Here is a 17035-nt window from a genome sequence, read left to right as displayed (position 1 = left end):
AACTACTGCAAAATAATGGTGGAGGCTTCAAATCTACGCAGGCTTAACTGGTAACCCGAAACGTGAATTGCGATAGGATCGCCGAGGGGAGCAATACGCGAAATTCTTACTTCTTCGCCTGGTAAACAACCCATTTCCATCAATTTTACCGACATTTCAAGATCGGTAAACTCCTTTACAATTCCTGTTTCGCCTATTTCAAGTTGTGAAAGCTTCATCGTGTGTTTTTTAACCAGAGCAAATGTAAGCTTATTTATATTAAATCCAAATAAGAATGAAGCTTGATTTGACAATTTGAAGATTTGAAAATGAATAAAGCTATTTATTGAAATCTGATGACATATTCAAATTAGCACATATTCAAATTTTCAAATGGAATTGTTTTTATAACGCCAAAATGCGGGCAGCCACAGCCTTTATGAAATATACCGCATGATGATATGCTGCCGATTAGCATAGCTGCTACTATTATTAAAAATCTACTTTTTTTCATGACTCATTGCTGTAACGGTGAGCATAACACCAAACATTCCCATACATACACCCAATACATCGCAAAATAGATCGTTCCAATCGGCATCGCGCCAGGTAAAGACCTCTAATTGCAGTATCTCTATTAATCCGCCAAATAAACCAAAAGCGACCATCACTACCAGTGCCTGTTTATACGAGAATGATTTGGGTTTTTGTTGCCTGATAATGCCATTACAGCATAATACTACCATTGTAAAAAACAAACCGCAATGTGTTAGTTTATCAAATCCGGGAAAAAAAGCAGTCGATTCGCCGGCAGCGCTCAGGTCAACAGAGCAAATAATTAAAATAAATAAGGCCCACAAAATTGCGGGCCCGTGATATTTTAGTGTTGATACCATTTAAGCGCCAATAACGGCTTTATAATCATCGGCCGATAAAAGCTCATCAACAGATGATGGATCAGAAAGTGTGATCTTTACCATCCAGCCTTCGCCATACGGATCAGAGTTTACCAGTTCGGGCTCATTGTTAAGGGCGGGGTTTAGCTCGCTAACAGTTCCGGCAACCGGCATAAACAGGTCAGATACGGTTTTAACGGCTTCAACTGTACCGAAAACCTCATCCTTGCCAACTTCTTTCCCTAAGGAAGCAATATCAATGTAAACAATATCGCCAAGCTCGCTTTGTGCAAATTCGGTAATGCCTACGGTTGCTACATTGCCTTCAACTTTTATCCACTCGTGGTCTTTAGTGTATTTTAATTCAGCGGGAAAATTCATGTTGTTAATTTTAATGTGTTCAAAAATAATAAAACTTTAGGGTAGTACAACATTTTTTCGGTGTGTTAAAACGGGGTTTTAAACGGTCATAATAGAAAATTAAGCTGGTGTTGTTTTGCAAACGTTTGTGTTGTTTTTGGCTTCACCGGAAGGTTAGCCTCACCTAAACGGCGAAGCCCTCATGTAATAATCCTCTCCAAAGGAGAGGACTTTTGATTTGAATAGTTTAAAGCTGCATTTTTAAACTTAGCTTCTTACTCCCTCTCCTTTGGAGAGGGCAGGGGTGAGGCTTTACAAATAAGAAAATAAAACCTATTTGTGTAAAAATTGTTAACTATAAAAACAATATAAAACATCACCATGAAAAAATTAAGTTTAATAGCGATGATGGCAATTGCTGCCTTATCGTTCCAGGCCTGTAAAGGCGGCGGCAAAAGCGGCAGTACCGACAGTACAGGTGCAGTTAAGGACACAGCCGACAGTGTGAACAAAGTAAAAGATACTACAACCACTGGCGTAACCGGTATTGCAGTTGATAAAGACGACGCTAAATTTGCGACCTCGGCTGCCAATGGCGGAATGGCCGAAGTAGCAGTAGGCGAACTGGCTTCACAAAAAGCCATTAATGCCAAAGTGAAAGAATTTGCAGCAATGATGGTTACAGATCATGGAAAAGCAAATGCTGAGCTGATGGAAATAGCTAAAAAGAAAAACATCACCCTGCCAACTGAACCAGATACCGACCATCAAAAGATGAAAGCCGATTTAGCTGCTAAATCAGCAAGCGACTTTGATAAAGCCTATGTTGATGCAATGGTCGACGGACATAAAAAAACGATCTCAATGTTTGAAGATTTTGTTAAAAACGGCAAGGACGCTGATTTAAAAGCTTTTGCCGAAAAAACATTACCTACCATAAAAGGGCACCTGGCCGAAATTGAAGCTATCAAAAAAGGCATGAAATAATCAGCGTTTATTTAACGCGACTGAAGGGGGGAGATAATTTATCTCCCCCCTTTTTTTTTGTAAGGCGGCTTGTATTGACCCATATAAAATGATATTTTAGATTAAATTGTATTTAATTGCAGCTTAATTCATCAAACTAAAATCTTTTTCTCAAGTTTGACGGAAGATTACCTACGTAAAACACTATGTCAGCAAAACCAATAGTAACTGGGCTTATGGCCTACGGCATGTCGGGCAGGGTATTCCATGCCCCGTTTTTAACCACCAATCCGGGATTTACCTTTAAGGCGGTGGTTGAGCGCCATGAAAAAAAAGCAGTCAAAAAATATCCGGATGTAATAAGTTATAACGCCATAGATGAGTTACTGGCCGATGCCGAGATAGAACTCATTGTAGTTAACACGCCCAACAATACCCATTTTGATTACGCCATACAGGCCCTTAATGCCGGCAAACATGTACTAATTGAAAAACCGGCTGCGGTTACATCTGCCGAGGTAAAGGCCTTATTTGATCTGAGTAAAAAGCTTGGCCTGAAGGTGATGGTTTATCAAAACCGCCGGTACGATAGCGGCTTTATATCTGTTAAGGAAGTTATTGAAAGTGGCCGGCTTGGTGAATTGATCGAGGTTCATTTTCGGTTGGATAGGTACCGGATGCCTATCGGCGTAAAGCAATTCAAGGAAACTAAGGGTACACCGGGTAATGGGCTAACGTATGATTTAGGCGCACATCTTGTAGACAATGCCATTAGTGTTTTTGGTCGGCCGTTGAGCTACATAAAAACTACTGCCACGCACAGGCCAGGTTCACAGGTTGATGACTATTTCAACATTCATTTAACTTATCCAAACCAGCTACATGTTTACCTTACATCGGGTTTGCTTATAGCCGAAGCACTGCCAGGTTTTGTTATTCACGGAACGCTTGGGAGTTTTGTGAAATTACGTACCGATGTACAGGAAGCACAACTGGATGCCGGAATGATGCCCGACGATCCGGAATTTGGTATTGAGCCGGCGGGAAGCGAAGGCAAACTGGTGCTGATGGGCGCCGATAATAGTAAAACTGTAGAATGGGTACCGTCAGATAAAGGTAATTATAACGGTTTATTTGAGGCCGTTTATCATACAGTGCGTGAAAACGCGTTATTCCCTGTAACTGAAGAGCATATTGCCTGGCAGATAGAATTGCTGGAAAGTTAAAAATATCGTAACTATGCTTTAACGAAAGTTTATATGAATACAATGAAAAAAATATACTTACTGCTTTGTTTAATTATTACCGCGGGCTGTAGCCAGGCGCAAAGTCCGGTTGGTAAAACCACCATTCCTCCGTATCATATATTAACTACTGATAGTGTTTATGTTACCCCGGCCAATCTTAATAAGCATAAGTCAGTGATGGTGATTTACTTCGCCCCGGATTGCAGTCATTGCCAACACCTGATGTATGACATGAAATCGGAATTGCCAAAGTTAAAAGATGTGCAAATTGTGATGATCACTTTTGTGTTGCAGCTTAAAGCAATACAGGTTTTTCAGCGTGATTTTGACCTGGCTAAATACCATAACATAACCATTGGAACAGAAGGTTATACCTATTTTGTACAGAAGTATTACAATGTACACAATACCCCATACATTGCTATTTACGACAAGAACGGCAAGTTATCTCAGACATTTGAAAAGGTGCCCAAAATACCGGATCTGATGACAGCGTTGAAGAAAGTGTAATCAGATGTGCAGATTATAGATTTCAAATGTGCAGATTACAGATGTGCAAATTACAGATTTCAAATGTGCAGATAAAAAATGCTTGGGGTATTGAACTGATAAGGTAAATACCCCAAGCATTTTTTCTTATCAAAGAAAATAAAAATCAATCATCTGAAATCTGCACACCTGCACATCATTGTTGCTGTTGTTGCTGCTGAACTATCTCCATATATCGTTGGTAGCTGTTTTTTGAAAGTTCAGTTACGGCTTGTAACACCGGGGCGTCATGAATAGCCTTATCTTCGTAAGGCGATCCATTTTCATCTTCAACGTTTACGGCAACCTCAAGTTTATGGCCCGATGAGCCTTTATAAACTCCCTTTACCGGCGAACAATCAGAAAAATTACGACCTACCGCAAGGCGTACATGAGTATCATTGGCTATACAGTTATTTGTAGGGTCGATACCCAGCCAGCCGTAATCCGGAATATAGGCTTCGGCCCAGGCATGGGTGGCACCTTCGCCGCGCATGGCGCTGCTATGGGTGCATATATAGCCGCTTACATATCGGGCCGGTATTTTTAGCAAGCGCAGCATCACCATTAAAATGTGGGCAAAATCCTGGCAAACACCTGCTTTTAACTTCCAAACCTCATCTAAAGTGGTTTCAACTGTGGTAACGCCTTTTATGTATTCAAAATTCTGATATACATAACTACAAAAACGCAAGGCTATCTGAAATGGAGTTTCGTCCATCAGTCGCTCCTTGTTCACAATTTCCTGCAGGTCGGGCAGGCCTTCAAAATATTCCTGTTTCAGAAAATCAATGTAAGGCACCATGTATTGAATCTGTTTCAGGTATTCCCATTGCTGCTCGGGGAAAATATCATTTACAGGCAAGGGGCGCTGTTTGGTAACAACGCTAAGTCGTGAGTTAATAAGCATTACCGAGTGCTTATCGCTGTAAGTAAAGCTGCCTACCTCATTGCCATAATAATCAATATGAGTATCAACAACAGGATTACCGGTAATATGCAATTCCTGTTTTATTACATCCTGATACTCATCCTTTATAGGGAATAAGATGATCTGGTTAGCACTATCGCGCACCAGGCCCTCGTAGGTGTATTTGGTTACATGTTGTATTTTAAATTCAGGCACGATGTTTTAAATTAAGTGATTTGATGATTTGAAAATTTGAAGATGCCTTTTGCAACTCACTATGTTTTCAACTCATCTTATTTCAAATTGGGTTAATATTATCATCCTCAAATTTTCAAATTGAAATTATGAGTTTGCGAAGTAGTACTCGTTAAGGGAATTACCTACTCCATAAAGTTCCGTTCGTATTTGCGAAAGGAAAACATGCAGCCCTTCGGCTCTTATACTCCTTACCGAACTGTATTTGATCCGGCTTTGCAATCGCCCTATCTGGAACGACATTTCCCGGTAATTGTCAACGTTGGTATCGTTTTTTAACCTGTCGAAATAGCGCTGGATATTATTAACCGAGTAAATAACCGACCGCGGAAAGTCATTGTTTAAAACCACCTGCTCCAGCACGTTTTCAGCCTCAAAGCCTTCACGATAGGTTTTAAGGTACAGTTCATAGCCGCCTAAAGAAAGCAACAGGTGTTTCCAATAAGTAGTATCGGTTAGCAGATCGGGGTTATCACTTATCGAGCTAAATTTAGTATCCAGGATGTCCACCGATTGAATCGCGCGTTCCAGGTATTTACCTATGTTCATAAAGCTTCGTCCCTCGCCACGCTCCATCGTGATCTCCACAGTGCCGTAATAAAGCATTACCTGTTTTATCAAAACATCAAGTACGCCAATGGGGTCCTCACGCTGCAGGGAGCGTTCCAGGCGCGAATCTTTCACCGTATGGTAATACTCGTTAAGGCATTGCCAAAGATCCTTGGTGATGTGTTCCTGTACACCACGGGCGTTTTCACGCGCCAATGTGATAATGTTAAGGATGGAATTGGGATTATTCTTACCCGTAACCATGTATTTTAATACCGATCGGCTATCATTATCCAGCTTATCAGCCTCAGCCTCATCCAAGCCGGCAAAAATCCTGATCACGGGTTCCCATGTAAATTCCTGAACCGTATCCTGCGATGAGGCGTAATTAATTTTTAACATGCGCAACATACCATCGCTTCGTTCAATGTAACGGCTTAACCAATAAAAACTTGCTGCAACCCTGCTTAACATATGAGCCCCCTAACCCCCTGAAGGGGGAATGATTTTAATATTGAATATCGAATTTCCAACATCGAATAATGAAATAAATTTTACTTCGGTGTTCATTATTCAAAATTCGAAGTTGGGTGTTATTGGTCCTTTTTCTTTTTGTCCTTCGTCTTTTATCTTTCTTCCCTCCCCCTTTAGGGGGCCGGGGGGCTTACGCTAGCACCCATGTATCCTTACTGCCGCCTCCCTGCGAACTGTTTACCACCAATGAACCTTCTTTAAGGGCCACACGGGTTAATCCGCCTGGTACTATTTCTATGCCATCTGGTCCATATAAAGCGTAGGGCCTCAGGTCGATGCGGCGGGGTTTAAGGGAGTTTTGCATATAGCATGGCGCCGCCGAAAGGCTAATTGTTGGCTGCGCTATAAAGTTGCGCGGATCTTTCAGGATCTCTTTTTTATAGTCGTCAATTTCCTGTTCAGAGGCCGCATGCCCCATCAGCATGCCGTAGCCGCCGCTGCCATTGGTTTTTTTAACCACCATTTTATTGAGGTTTTTAAACACGTAATCGCGCTCATCCCGGTTACCAAGCTGGTGGGTAGGTACATTTTTAAGTATAGGCTCCTCGTTAAGGTAGTATTTTATCATGTCGGGCACGTATACGTAAACCGCTTTATCATCGGCTACGCCGGTGCCAATGGCGTTTACAATGGCAACATTGCCCTTACGGTAAGCACCCATAATGCCAGCCACGCCCAGCATACTCGATGGGTTAAATACCAGTGGATCAAGGTATTCATCATCAACCCGGCGGTAGATAACATCTACCTGTTGCAGGCCGGTGGTGGTTTTCATGTATACTTTGTGGTTATTTACCACCAGGTCGCGGCCTTCCACCAGCTCCACACCCATGAGGCGGGCGAGGGTGGTATGCTCAAAGTAAGCCGAGTTAAAAATACCCGGACTAAGCAGTACTATAGTAGGGTTTGAGATCTGTCTGGGCGATAGTGCCAGCAGGTTTTTATACAATATTGTAGGGTATTCTGTTACGCTGCGTACGCCGCACTGAGGCAGCAGATCGGGGAATAAGCGTTTCGTAATCTCCCGGTTTTCAAGCATATAGCTTACGCCGGAAGGGGTGCGGAGGTTATCTTCCAGCACATAGAAAGTGCCATCCTCATCGCGGATAAGATCGATGCCGGAGATGTGTACATAGATATCATAAGGCACCTTTAACTGGTACATTTCGCGCAGAAAATGGGGACACGAATAGATGATATCAATAGGTACTATGCCATCTTTTACAATGAATTGGTTATGATAAATGTCTTTCAGGAACAGGTTTAGCGCTGTAAGTCGCTGTTTTATACCCTTTTCCACAAAGGCCCACTCGCTGGCTGTGATGATGCGCGGGATGATATCAAAGGGGAATATTTTTTCTATCCCTTCGCCGCTATTGTACACCGTAAAGGTGATGCCCTGGCTCATGAAAAGGCTTTTGGCCAGCTCTTCCTTTTTATTAAGGTCATCCGCCGATTCTTTTGAAATATATTCAATTACCTTGCGATAATGCTCACGAACATTGTTATCTGCGCCATACATTTCGTCCCAAACACCGCTAATGGGGTCGTATTTGTCAAAATAAGCTGATTCCTCCATAGAAAATTAGTGCGATTTGAATTTTATTAATCAGTTATTTTTTAAAAATGTAATTTATAAAGTGTTTTTGATAAAAACGCAAATTATTTTAAATTTTTTGCAATTATTTTAATGTATTTGTTGTTTTTTAACGATTTTGGTTGTCAATATATAATTAAAAACGTCAATTGTAAAGATTTATATCGGTTTTTTCATGGCTTATTGAAGTTGATAATTTATTTCGTCAGTAGCCGTCAGCGGGCGTCAGTAGGGCGTCAGTCGTCGTCAGTAGGTTGTCACGCGCCGTCAGCCGGTTTTGAGGAGGCTTTTTGGCGGTGGGTTGGTAGGTCAACAATAAAAAATGCAAAACGTTTCCATTTGCAGCAAATTCTCATTAGGTTTGAATTTTTTGTTGATGTAGCTTCTATTAATTTTTTATCTGAAATTAATGTTGCGAGTCGATAGTACCAAACCCTGCCAAATCATTTATGCCATTGCCCGGCATGAGTACCTCGGTTATGTAATTGAGCCGCACATTGTTCAGCTTAATCCAAACGGAGAATTTTCATTAACCCACCAGCGTTTATTCAGCAACACCGCCAAGGAGTTTGTGCACTGTATTGATGATACCGATATCAAGCTCATAAAAATACTGGAGGAAATGGAGCAGGGCAACGTGATCAAACGGTTTCACAAAAAGCTTATCCGCCCGTTTGAGTTTTTCGCCAAGATATTTAACGAGCAACTGTTTGAAACCATCCGCCCCAAAATGGAAAAGCGTATGGCCGAAGCGCTGAACCTACTGGGTACCAAAATGGTTTACCAGATGAGCAAGGAGGGCTATCCAGGCGAAAAAAAGCTGCAGATAGCTACCGAACCGGCATCGGTACTGTTCCATTTCAGGCGTAACGAGGAGGAGATAAGGTATTTCCCTACCATTAAGTACCAGGGGATGCGCATTGAATTCATGTTTAAAAATGCCGAGGTTATTTGCAACCATCCGGCCTGGATGCTGCTTGACGATACGCTGTATTATTTTGATAAAGAGATTGAGGGTAAAAAGCTGATACCTTTTTTAAACAAGCGATACATTGCCATTCCGCGATCATCCGAGCAATCGTACTTTGAAAAATTTGTTGCCCCGCTTATTGAAAAGCATAACGTATACGCCGAGGGTTTTACTATCAATACCGAAAAGTATGATGCCCAGGCCCTGCTGAAACCTATTTATGTAGAGGGCGGCACATCGCAGTTGCAGCTGTATTTTAAATATGCGGGCTATATTTTCCCTTACGGCGATGGCAGGCATGTATCTGTAAGGATGGAGAAAAATGGCGACGAATACCTGTTCCATCGCATAAAAAGATCAACTACCTGGGAAAAAAATAAAATGCAACTGCTGGAGCAAATGGGCCTTAAAACGGTATCAACCCTGTTCCAGAATCTGGAGGTAGATAATCACCATGATGAGGATGCCGATCATTCCTTCTCGGTTTTTGAATGGCTTAACCAGCACCACGACCAGCTTATTGAGCTTGGTTTTGAGCTGGAACAACCCGAAGGGCAAAAGCGCTATGTTTTTGGCAACAGCAAAATTGACCTGGAGGTAAAGGAAAATAACGATTGGTTTGATATTCATGCCATTGTATGGTTCGGGCCGTACCGGATTCCCTTTATTCAGCTTAAAAACCACATCCTCAACCATAAAAAAGAATTTTTGCTGCCCAGCGGCGAGATTGCGGTAATTCCCGAAAAATGGTTTTCGCAATACGGCAACCTGCTGCACTTTAGCGAGGGTGGTAATGACCTGAAGCTGCGGCGGCACCACATAGGCCTGGTTAATGATCTTGCCGATGGCGAAATGGCCGATGTAACCATGACCCGCAAGTTGCAAAAGCTCACCAATTTTGAGGAGCTGGAAGAGGTGGATATGCCTGTGAACTTTGCCGGTAATTTGCGGCCCTACCAAAAGGCGGGCTACAACTGGTTCCACTTTTTAAAGAGCTACCATTTTGGCGGCTGCCTGGCCGATGATATGGGTTTGGGTAAAACCATACAAACCCTGGCCCTGCTGCAAAAACACAAGGAGTTTACCGAGACCGAAGGCGGCAAAAGCGTGTCGCTGGTAATTATGCCTACCTCGCTTATTTACAACTGGCTTAACGAGGCTAAAAAATTTACTCCGCAGCTTAGGCTGATGGTGCATACCGGTACGCTCCGCTACCGCTCGGCAGATGTTTTTGCCAATTACGATGTGGTAATTACTACCTACGGCATCAGCCGGATAGATATTGAAATGTTTAAGGGTTTCTTTTTTGATTATGTGATCCTTGATGAAAGTCAGAATATTAAAAACCCGTCGTCCAAATCATTCATGGCGGTTAAACAGCTTAAATCGCGCTTTAAACTTATATTGAGCGGTACCCCGGTAGAAAACTCGGTTAACGACCTTTGGACGCAGATGAGTTTCATTAACCCGGGTTTACTGGGCAGTCAGCAGTTTTTCCAGAACGAGTTTGTAACACCTATTGAAAAGAAAAAGGATGAGGACAAGGCCCGTAAATTGCAGGCCCTCATAAAGCCCTTTGTACTGCGCCGTACCAAAGAGCAGGTAGCTACCGAGCTGCCGCCGAAAACAGAGAACCTTTTCTATTGCCAAATGAGCGAGGAACAGGCATCGGTATATGAAAAAGTAAAATCAGAATACCGTAACGAACTACTGAAAAGTTTGGAAGACGGCACCTTTGCTAAAACCCAGATCCAGGTATTACAGGGCTTAATTAAGCTGCGGCAGATTGCCAATCACCCCATCATGATCGACAAGGATTATGAGGGCGATAGCGGCAAATTCGAAAACGTGGTGCACACCTTGGCCAACGTGCTTGATGGCGGCCATAAAGTGCTGATCTTCTCGCAATTTGTAAAACAGCTTACTATTTACCGCGAACATTTCGATCGTGAAGGTGTGCCTTATGTGTATCTGGATGGCAGTACCCAAAACCGCGGCGATGTAGTGAAAAAGTTTCAGGAAGATACAAAAACAAGGGTATTCCTGATATCTATAAAAGCGGGTGGTGTAGGCCTTAACCTTACCGAGGCCGACTATGTTTTCATCCTTGACCCCTGGTGGAATCCCGCCGTGGAGCAGCAAGCCATTGACCGTACGCACCGCATTGGCCAAACCAAAAACGTGTTCATCTATAAATTCATCACCAAAGATTCGGTTGAGGAAAAGATCCTGGCCCTGCAGCAGCGCAAACTAAGCCTAAGCCGCGCCCTCATCACCACCGAAGAAAGTTTCATCAAGTCGCTTTCGGCCGATGATATTAAGGAGATTTTGGGGTAGGGTTTAGGAAAATCTGATTTGTCATCCTGAGCGTAGCGAAGGATCTGCTATTAAATTTGCTTATCCAACTGTGCATGACGTATAATAGATCCTTCGCTACGCTCAGGATGACAGACTTTCTGGCATATATTTCATTTACTGACGCGGTTTTTAGCCCATTTGCTGGCGCGAGTTTAGTTATAACTGGCGCGGGCTTGCAGCCCGTGACTTAGCATGGTCGCTGCTTTCAGCTTCATTAATCATTTTTAATCATTCGCTATCGCTCGGCTTTTGCCGAGAGGTGTTGGGAAGAATAAATTTTAACAAAAAGGTTGTCATTTCGACGAGCCTGCATGGGAATTGCGTGTGAGCGACAAGGAGAAATCTTCTACGAAAGGCTAAGTCCAATTGCATATCGTAGAAGATTTTTCGCTATCGCTCAAGAGGTAGTTTCTCCTCGTACCTCGTTCGAAATGACAACGCTTTTTATCTTCCCAACACTTGTGGGCTCTTGCCAGGTGATGCCTATTACACGGCATCCTCGCCGCAGTATAATAGCCGTTGCCAACTCGGCAGTAGCCCACAGGTGTTCGGAAGATTAGCTGCTCCGTCAGGAGCTACCTATTTGTAGCGATTCAAGCGTAATTATTTATTGCCTCATCGAGGCTACCCTTGAATGTGATGGCCTGTTAATTTTGGGTAGCACCTACGGCGCAAAATTTTTTAACATGATTTGCTACAAATAGGTAGCCCCTCCAGGGCACAGGTTGCAATTGTTTCAATTCTTCCGAACACTTATGAGCAGGAGCCGAGCGACGGGGAGAGGCTGTCATGCTAAGCCAGTCGAAGTATAGCGGGTAAATGCCTCTGCGCGCGATCCTTCGACAAGGGGTGGCGGGCCATTTGAGGTATGATAAGGAAAAAGTATCCCCACCAAAAAGCCCCATCTGTTTCAGATGGGGCTTTTTATCAATTATTTAAGAATCGTTATGCTACTATACTATAGTTGAAGGGCTAACGTTGCTTATTTGCCAGTTGCCATTACCCCCTGTTACAGAAAAAGTAACTATATATTCTGTACCGTCGGCGGCTACATAATCACCTTTCCATTGGTCAACATTGTCAAATGTACCGGGGCTATGGCTTACAAGTGTCATTTGCATGTTGGCTACGCCGGTTAGTACTGCTGTTACAGATGTGTAAACACCCGTTGGTCCATACTTTAGGGTTATAACACCCTGATAGTTTGGTCCTACTGTGTAGCCAAAATTTGCGGTTTTAATTGTCTGTGTGAAGGCGGAATTAACTTTTTTGTCGGTAACAGCCACACTTTTAAAACTGTTAAGGCTAACAAAAGCAGAAGATAGAAGAATTAGTAAAATAGCGGTTTTTTTCATGGTTTTTATTGGTTTTAAATTGGTTGAAATTAAAGGTAGTAATATTTAGCTTTCTGTTAAATTTATTTTTTCAGTTAATAATTTAAACCATAGTGTATTATTTACAATATATAACGCATTATTCCCTGAAATTTATCGACTAAAACCATTTAATAGTAGCAAGCCGGAGGCCTTGTAATATTTGCCACCCGGCTGGAGCCGGGCGGCGGAGTTGGGGGGGCTAATCATTCGCTATCGCTCGGCTCTTGCCGGGTGATGGCTATTACGCGGCGTCTTCGCCGCAGTGCATCGTAACAGGCCGGAGGCCTTGTAATACCACTCGGCTGGAGCCGAGCGGCGGAGAGAGGCCGGGCGGCGGCGGGATTTATTCTTAGATAAGTACAGCTCAATATGATTATACGTGTGGTCATCATACTTGTATCCCCCAACTATTCTGAAAACTATCATTTTGAATTGATAGTTTTGTTGACGGACCTACCACTAAATGCGAAAAGTTAAAATTAAAAAACCATTTATTTATTACGAAGACCTTAAACCCTGGGAATTTACTGTTGCTGTAATTTATGCTTTGGCTACACTTGGTGTTATTGTTACCTGCTACTTAGGTAGCGGTGATACTAAACAGATTACCATCATAATGTATGGTGGGTTGCCACAAATGTTTTTGTATTTTTTCATGTATGTGTCACTAAGAAATTTTAGATCATATCTAATTTGGTTTGGGTTTGGTATTGGGCATTTGATCCTTTATTTTATTTACAAAGGCGACCTTGAATTACAAATGTACCGTGGAAATCCTTCGGCAGGATTAGTTAATACTATACCACTGCTTTTACTATTTCAATTATTAAGATACGCCAGCCGTAAAATACAGCGCCGGGAATTTGTTGCACCGGCGAAAGGGGGCGGCCCCGATTTAATTGAAAACAAAAAGGTGACCTTCATCGATTTTGCAATTTGTATGATTTATATAGGATCGTGGCTTGGGCTTACTATGTGTGCTGTATACTTCTGGTGAGGTTAAAGGAATTCTCCACACCGTCATTGTTGCGAGATACGAAGCAATCTCACAGGACAGGTGACGAGCTTTGCAAATGAGATTGCTTCGTGCCTCGCAATGACAACAACTATACGAAAAGCCCCATCTGTTTTCAGATGGGGCTTTTTAAATTATTTACGGCTGAGGCTTATTGCGTTGATATGCTGGTAAGTTTTGGCTCCAGGCTAATATAGTCTGTAATGATCTGGCCGGCTTCGCGTTTTACAAAGTCAAGATCTTCGTTCTTTGGTTTTTTATCGCCTTTTTTAAGTGCTGGTAAACCTAAGGCTACGCGGCGCTCGTTGTTATGCTTAAAGGCTTTTGCCTCATCTTCATCGCGTTGTTTTTTCATGTCGGCCTCGTTTAAGCTTACGCTGGTGTCAGCATCGTGTTTCTTATAGTCGGCAATATCTTCCAGCATGTATTTGTAGCTGGCGCTTGATGCCATGCGCTGATCGTGTAATTTTTTAAGCTGCGGCAATACGGTTGTAAAGTCGCCGGCTTTGGTGTAATCAGATTTAGCGATGCTGTCAAAAGGCATGGCCGACGGCTCGGTATCTTCGCCATATTTATCCAATGGAATTAATGATGGGAAGTTGATATCAGGCGTTACACCTTTATGCTGGGTAGAGTTACCACTGATGCGGTAAAACTTGGCAATGGTTAAATTAAGCTGACCATAAGTGCTTTGACTGCCGGTTGATACCGCGCCTGATTTTACTTTTTGGGTACCTGCAACCCTGCCGGCTAACTGGGTTAATTTATCTTTTATCGGCGTACCCATGATGCGGTCAAGGTCTATAGCGTTTTGTACCGATCCTTTGCCATAGGTTTGCGTACCTACAATAAGACCGCGACCATAATCCTGTATAGCGCCCGAGAATATTTCTGATGCTGATGCGCTGAAACGATCAACCAATACCGCCATTGGGCCCGAGTATGCAATTGAAGGATCATCATCCCGGCTTACATCTACCTGGTCTTTAGTGTCCCTAACCTGTACTACTGGTCCGGTTTTTATAAACAAGCCGGTAAGTTCAATGGCTTCCATTAACGAACCACCGCCGTTTTCACGCAGATCGATAACTATACCATCAACATTTTGTTGTTTAAGGGTATCTAACAGCAGCTTTACATCATGTGTAGTGCTTTTATAGTTGGGGTTACCGGCTTTGTAATCATTAAAATCGATATAAAACGCAGGGATAGAAATTACACCTATTTTAACCGTTTTGCCGTTACTGTTATAAGTGCGGATCTCTTTTTGTGCGGATTGATCTTTTAAAATGATTTTTTCGCGCACCAGTTCAATTGTTCTTGGTTTACTGCCGGCACTTGCATTGGCTGCCAATAGTTCCAGCCTAACCACGGTGCCTTTGGTGCCGCGAATCAAGGCGATGGCATTGTCAACCCTCCAGCCAACAATGTTCTGGAACTCGCCGGTTTTACCCTGGGCAACAGCAACAATCCTATCGTCCACGTTTACCTGTTTGCTTTTATCGGCAGGGCCGCCCGGTACAACTGATTTGATAGTCACATATTCATTTACCACAAGCAGCGAAGCGCCGATACCTTCTAACTGGCGCGACATTTCGATATTGAATTGGGCCGCGTTTGATGGGTTAAAGTAATTGGTATGCGGATCTATAGCCTCGGTAAAGGAATCCATAAACTGTTGGAAAACATCCTGGTTGGATAGTTTATTGGCTTGCGACAACAGGTTTTCGTAACGTTTTTTAAGTGTTTCCTTATTCTTTGTCATATCTGCCGATGCCAGTTTAAGGTTCAGCAGATCATATTTTACACGCTGTGTCCACATGGCATCCATGTCGGCCTGTGTAGCAAGATAGGGTAGTTTTTCACGCTCGTACACAAATGATTCGTTCTTGGTGAAATCGAAGTTATTGTTGATCTGCGCCAGCGAATAATTTATACGCTCGATATATCTTTTTTGTAAAACGTTAAAAATGTAAAACACATTGTTAAGGTTACCCACCTTTACATCATCGTCAAGCACATCTTTGTATTTGTCAAAATCCTTAATGTCAGACGCTAAAAAGTAGCTGCGGTTTTCATCCAGCGTTTTAATGTATCGGTTGTAAATTATCTCGGATATGGAATCGTTAAGTGCTACCTTTTTATAATTGAAATTGGTGATAAGGCCTGCAATTTGCTTACAAACGGCTACCTGCTGCTCATCGGGCTGTAAATCTCTTGAACCTGGTACCTTAATTGGTTTTGATGGCGATGCCTTGCACGCGAGAGCAGCGCCAAGCACCAATAATAAATATACTTTCTTAAACATATCTTTTACTGTAGTTAAATCGGGATTTGTGTAAAACATCAATACTTGTGCCTGTAATTAAATTGCTAATGTAAAATAAAAAAGAGACAGTGGTAATTGCTGCCTCTTAATTAACAATAACAATTATACGATAATGTTTTACTTGTAGTATACAAGGTGTTGCATTTTACGCTATTGTTACAAAAAAAGTGACAATCACATAGTATTATACGAAATAAAATAAAAGTTGGTTCACCCCTTTAATTAATAACTACAAGTGTTGGGAAGATAAAAAGCGTTGTCATTTCGAACGAGGTACGAGGAGAAATCTTCTACGATATGCAATTGAACTTAGCCTTTCGTAGAAGATTTCTCCTTGCCGCTCACACGCAATTTCCATGCAGGCTCGTCGAAATGACAACCTTTTTATTAAAATTTAGTCTTCCCAACACTTGTACTTTAATAGCGAGGTAGGTAAATCTTCTACAAAAAAAATTATTTATTGGCGGGTTTTGGTCCGGCGTCGGCAGTTTCGGCGTAGCGTATTTCGGCTTTGGGATTCAGTTTATTGTCCTGTAAAAACCGTATTTGTTTTTCAATGGCTGTTACATCGCTGTTTAAACCGCGGGATGCAGCCAGGGTACGGGCTTCGGCAAGGTCCTGGTTGGCCTGTATATAATCGCCATAACCGGCTTTAACGGTGGCCAGTCCCATAAGATTGGTAACGGTGTGCCTGTCGTCGTTTTGCTGGCGCGAGATCTGCAGGCTTTGCAGCAGGTACCACTTGGCTTCAGACAGCCGGTTTTGTTTGAGGTACATCTGCGCCAGATCACTGAAGTTATAGCTGGCGGCATTGTAAATCCGGAAACGCATATTATGCTGGGCCGTTTTAATTACCGATGCTTCCATCAGGAAAAGGGCATACGGGTTAACGTCAATAACAGCTTTGGTGATCTTATCATTCGGGAGCTTTACCAGTGCCAGTTTCTTTACAGAGTTATCCTGCACATTGGCAATCATGGGGTAGCGCGTATGCTTTTTAAAGGCGTATTTTACAGCCTCAATGGGGTTTTTATACCATTGCGCGGATGCAGAAATACTTACGGAACAGAAGATAAGAAGTAAAAAGTATCTCATTTAAATCTGTTGTCTGGGTTTAATAAATTAATCAGTAAACAAATATAACTTTATATTACAGTTAAACAATA

General features: G+C 42.4%; 14 protein-coding genes. 5 read left to right on the top strand and 9 right to left on the bottom strand.

Features of this window, described 5'->3' with window-relative positions; genetic code table 11:
- Positions 1-2: 2 nt before the first annotated feature.
- From BLS59_RS11605 to gcvH, 3 genes are all read right to left on the bottom strand, one after another.
- Positions 3-218, bottom strand: coding sequence for a FeoA family protein (locus tag BLS59_RS11605; RefSeq protein WP_091149364.1), 216 nt, complete (start codon positions 216-218; stop codon positions 3-5).
- A gap of 261 nt (positions 219-479) precedes the next feature.
- Positions 480-875, bottom strand: a complete 396-nt coding sequence (locus BLS59_RS11600; RefSeq protein ID WP_091149361.1) for a VanZ family protein — start codon at positions 873-875, stop codon at positions 480-482.
- Entirely contained in the window at positions 876-1256 is a 381-nt protein-coding gene (gene gcvH, locus BLS59_RS11595; protein WP_091149359.1) for a glycine cleavage system protein GcvH, read from the bottom strand.
- 360 nt (positions 1257-1616) lie between these two features.
- On the opposite strand from gcvH, the gene BLS59_RS11590 reads away from it, so the two are divergent.
- From BLS59_RS11590 to BLS59_RS11580, 3 genes are all read left to right on the top strand, one after another.
- On the top strand, positions 1617-2222 hold the full coding sequence (locus BLS59_RS11590; protein WP_091149356.1) for a DUF4142 domain-containing protein: 606 nt from the start codon (positions 1617-1619) through the stop codon (positions 2220-2222).
- A 185-nt stretch (positions 2223-2407) separates the two neighbouring features.
- Complete coding sequence (locus BLS59_RS11585; protein WP_091149354.1) at positions 2408-3427, top strand: Gfo/Idh/MocA family oxidoreductase; 1020 nt, start codon at positions 2408-2410, stop codon at positions 3425-3427.
- A gap of 42 nt (positions 3428-3469) precedes the next feature.
- A complete protein-coding gene (locus BLS59_RS11580; protein ID WP_091149351.1) occupies positions 3470-3958 on the top strand; it encodes a TlpA family protein disulfide reductase in 489 nt (162 codons plus the stop codon).
- 175 nt (positions 3959-4133) lie between these two features.
- Here the strand turns inward: BLS59_RS11580 and BLS59_RS11575 are convergent, their stop codons facing one another.
- From BLS59_RS11575 to BLS59_RS11565, 3 genes are all read right to left on the bottom strand, one after another.
- Positions 4134-5102 (bottom strand): transglutaminase family protein, encoded by a 969-nt coding sequence (locus BLS59_RS11575; protein ID WP_091149348.1) that lies wholly within the window; start codon positions 5100-5102, stop codon positions 4134-4136.
- A 126-nt stretch (positions 5103-5228) separates the two neighbouring features.
- Entirely contained in the window at positions 5229-6164 is a 936-nt protein-coding gene (locus BLS59_RS11570; RefSeq protein WP_091149345.1) for an alpha-E domain-containing protein, read from the bottom strand.
- 190 nt (positions 6165-6354) lie between these two features.
- Positions 6355-7803 carry a circularly permuted type 2 ATP-grasp protein gene (locus tag BLS59_RS11565; RefSeq protein WP_091149343.1) on the bottom strand — a complete coding sequence of 483 codons (1449 nt, stop codon included), beginning with the start codon at positions 7801-7803 and terminating at the stop codon, positions 6355-6357.
- Positions 7804-8230: 427 nt separating this feature from the next.
- On the opposite strand from BLS59_RS11565, the gene BLS59_RS11555 reads away from it, so the two are divergent.
- Entirely contained in the window at positions 8231-11128 is a 2898-nt protein-coding gene (locus BLS59_RS11555; protein ID WP_091149337.1) for a DEAD/DEAH box helicase, read from the top strand.
- A 974-nt stretch (positions 11129-12102) separates the two neighbouring features.
- Here BLS59_RS11555 and BLS59_RS11550 read toward each other — a convergent pair.
- Positions 12103-12504, bottom strand: coding sequence for a hypothetical protein (locus BLS59_RS11550; protein ID WP_091149334.1), 402 nt, complete (start codon positions 12502-12504; stop codon positions 12103-12105).
- 484 nt (positions 12505-12988) lie between these two features.
- Here BLS59_RS11550 and BLS59_RS11545 point away from each other — a divergent pair, with 484 nt between their 5' ends.
- On the top strand, positions 12989-13522 hold the full coding sequence (locus BLS59_RS11545; protein WP_091149331.1) for a hypothetical protein: 534 nt from the start codon (positions 12989-12991) through the stop codon (positions 13520-13522).
- Positions 13523-13691: 169 nt separating this feature from the next.
- Here the strand turns inward: BLS59_RS11545 and BLS59_RS11540 are convergent, their stop codons facing one another.
- Both BLS59_RS11540 and BLS59_RS11535 read right to left on the bottom strand, forming a co-directional pair.
- Positions 13692-15848, bottom strand: coding sequence for a carboxy terminal-processing peptidase (locus BLS59_RS11540; RefSeq protein WP_091149588.1), 2157 nt, complete (start codon positions 15846-15848; stop codon positions 13692-13694).
- Positions 15849-16322: 474 nt separating this feature from the next.
- On the bottom strand, positions 16323-16964 hold the full coding sequence (locus tag BLS59_RS11535) for a tetratricopeptide repeat protein (protein WP_091149329.1): 642 nt from the start codon (positions 16962-16964) through the stop codon (positions 16323-16325).
- Between the last annotated feature and the right edge of the window lie 71 nt (positions 16965-17035).

Origin of the sequence: Mucilaginibacter pineti, assembly GCF_900101875.1 — a bacterium.
Classification (GTDB): Bacteria; Bacteroidota; Bacteroidia; order Sphingobacteriales; family Sphingobacteriaceae; genus Mucilaginibacter; species Mucilaginibacter pineti.
The sequence above is the reverse complement of the archived record's forward strand: the minus strand, read 5'-3'. Positions and strand labels throughout refer to the sequence as shown.

Coding starts and splice junctions, on each gene's coding strand:
- BLS59_RS11605 (WP_091149364.1), bottom strand. CDS start 218: ATGAAGCTTTCACAACTTGAAATAGGCGAAACAGGAATTGTAAAGGAG.
- BLS59_RS11600 (WP_091149361.1), bottom strand. CDS start 875: ATGGTATCAACACTAAAATATCACGGGCCCGCAATTTTGTGGGCCTTA.
- gcvH (WP_091149359.1), bottom strand. CDS start 1,256: ATGAATTTTCCCGCTGAATTAAAATACACTAAAGACCACGAGTGGATA.
- BLS59_RS11590 (WP_091149356.1), top strand. CDS start 1,617: ATGAAAAAATTAAGTTTAATAGCGATGATGGCAATTGCTGCCTTATCG.
- BLS59_RS11585 (WP_091149354.1), top strand. CDS start 2,408: ATGTCAGCAAAACCAATAGTAACTGGGCTTATGGCCTACGGCATGTCG.
- BLS59_RS11580 (WP_091149351.1), top strand. CDS start 3,470: ATGAAAAAAATATACTTACTGCTTTGTTTAATTATTACCGCGGGCTGT.
- BLS59_RS11570 (WP_091149345.1), bottom strand. CDS start 6,164: ATGTTAAGCAGGGTTGCAGCAAGTTTTTATTGGTTAAGCCGTTACATT.
- BLS59_RS11565 (WP_091149343.1), bottom strand. CDS start 7,803: ATGGAGGAATCAGCTTATTTTGACAAATACGACCCCATTAGCGGTGTT.
- BLS59_RS11555 (WP_091149337.1), top strand. CDS start 8,231: ATGTTGCGAGTCGATAGTACCAAACCCTGCCAAATCATTTATGCCATT.
- BLS59_RS11550 (WP_091149334.1), bottom strand. CDS start 12,504: ATGAAAAAAACCGCTATTTTACTAATTCTTCTATCTTCTGCTTTTGTT.
- BLS59_RS11545 (WP_091149331.1), top strand. CDS start 12,989: ATGCGAAAAGTTAAAATTAAAAAACCATTTATTTATTACGAAGACCTT.
- BLS59_RS11540 (WP_091149588.1), bottom strand. CDS start 15,848: ATGTTTAAGAAAGTATATTTATTATTGGTGCTTGGCGCTGCTCTCGCG.
- BLS59_RS11535 (WP_091149329.1), bottom strand. CDS start 16,964: ATGAGATACTTTTTACTTCTTATCTTCTGTTCCGTAAGTATTTCTGCA.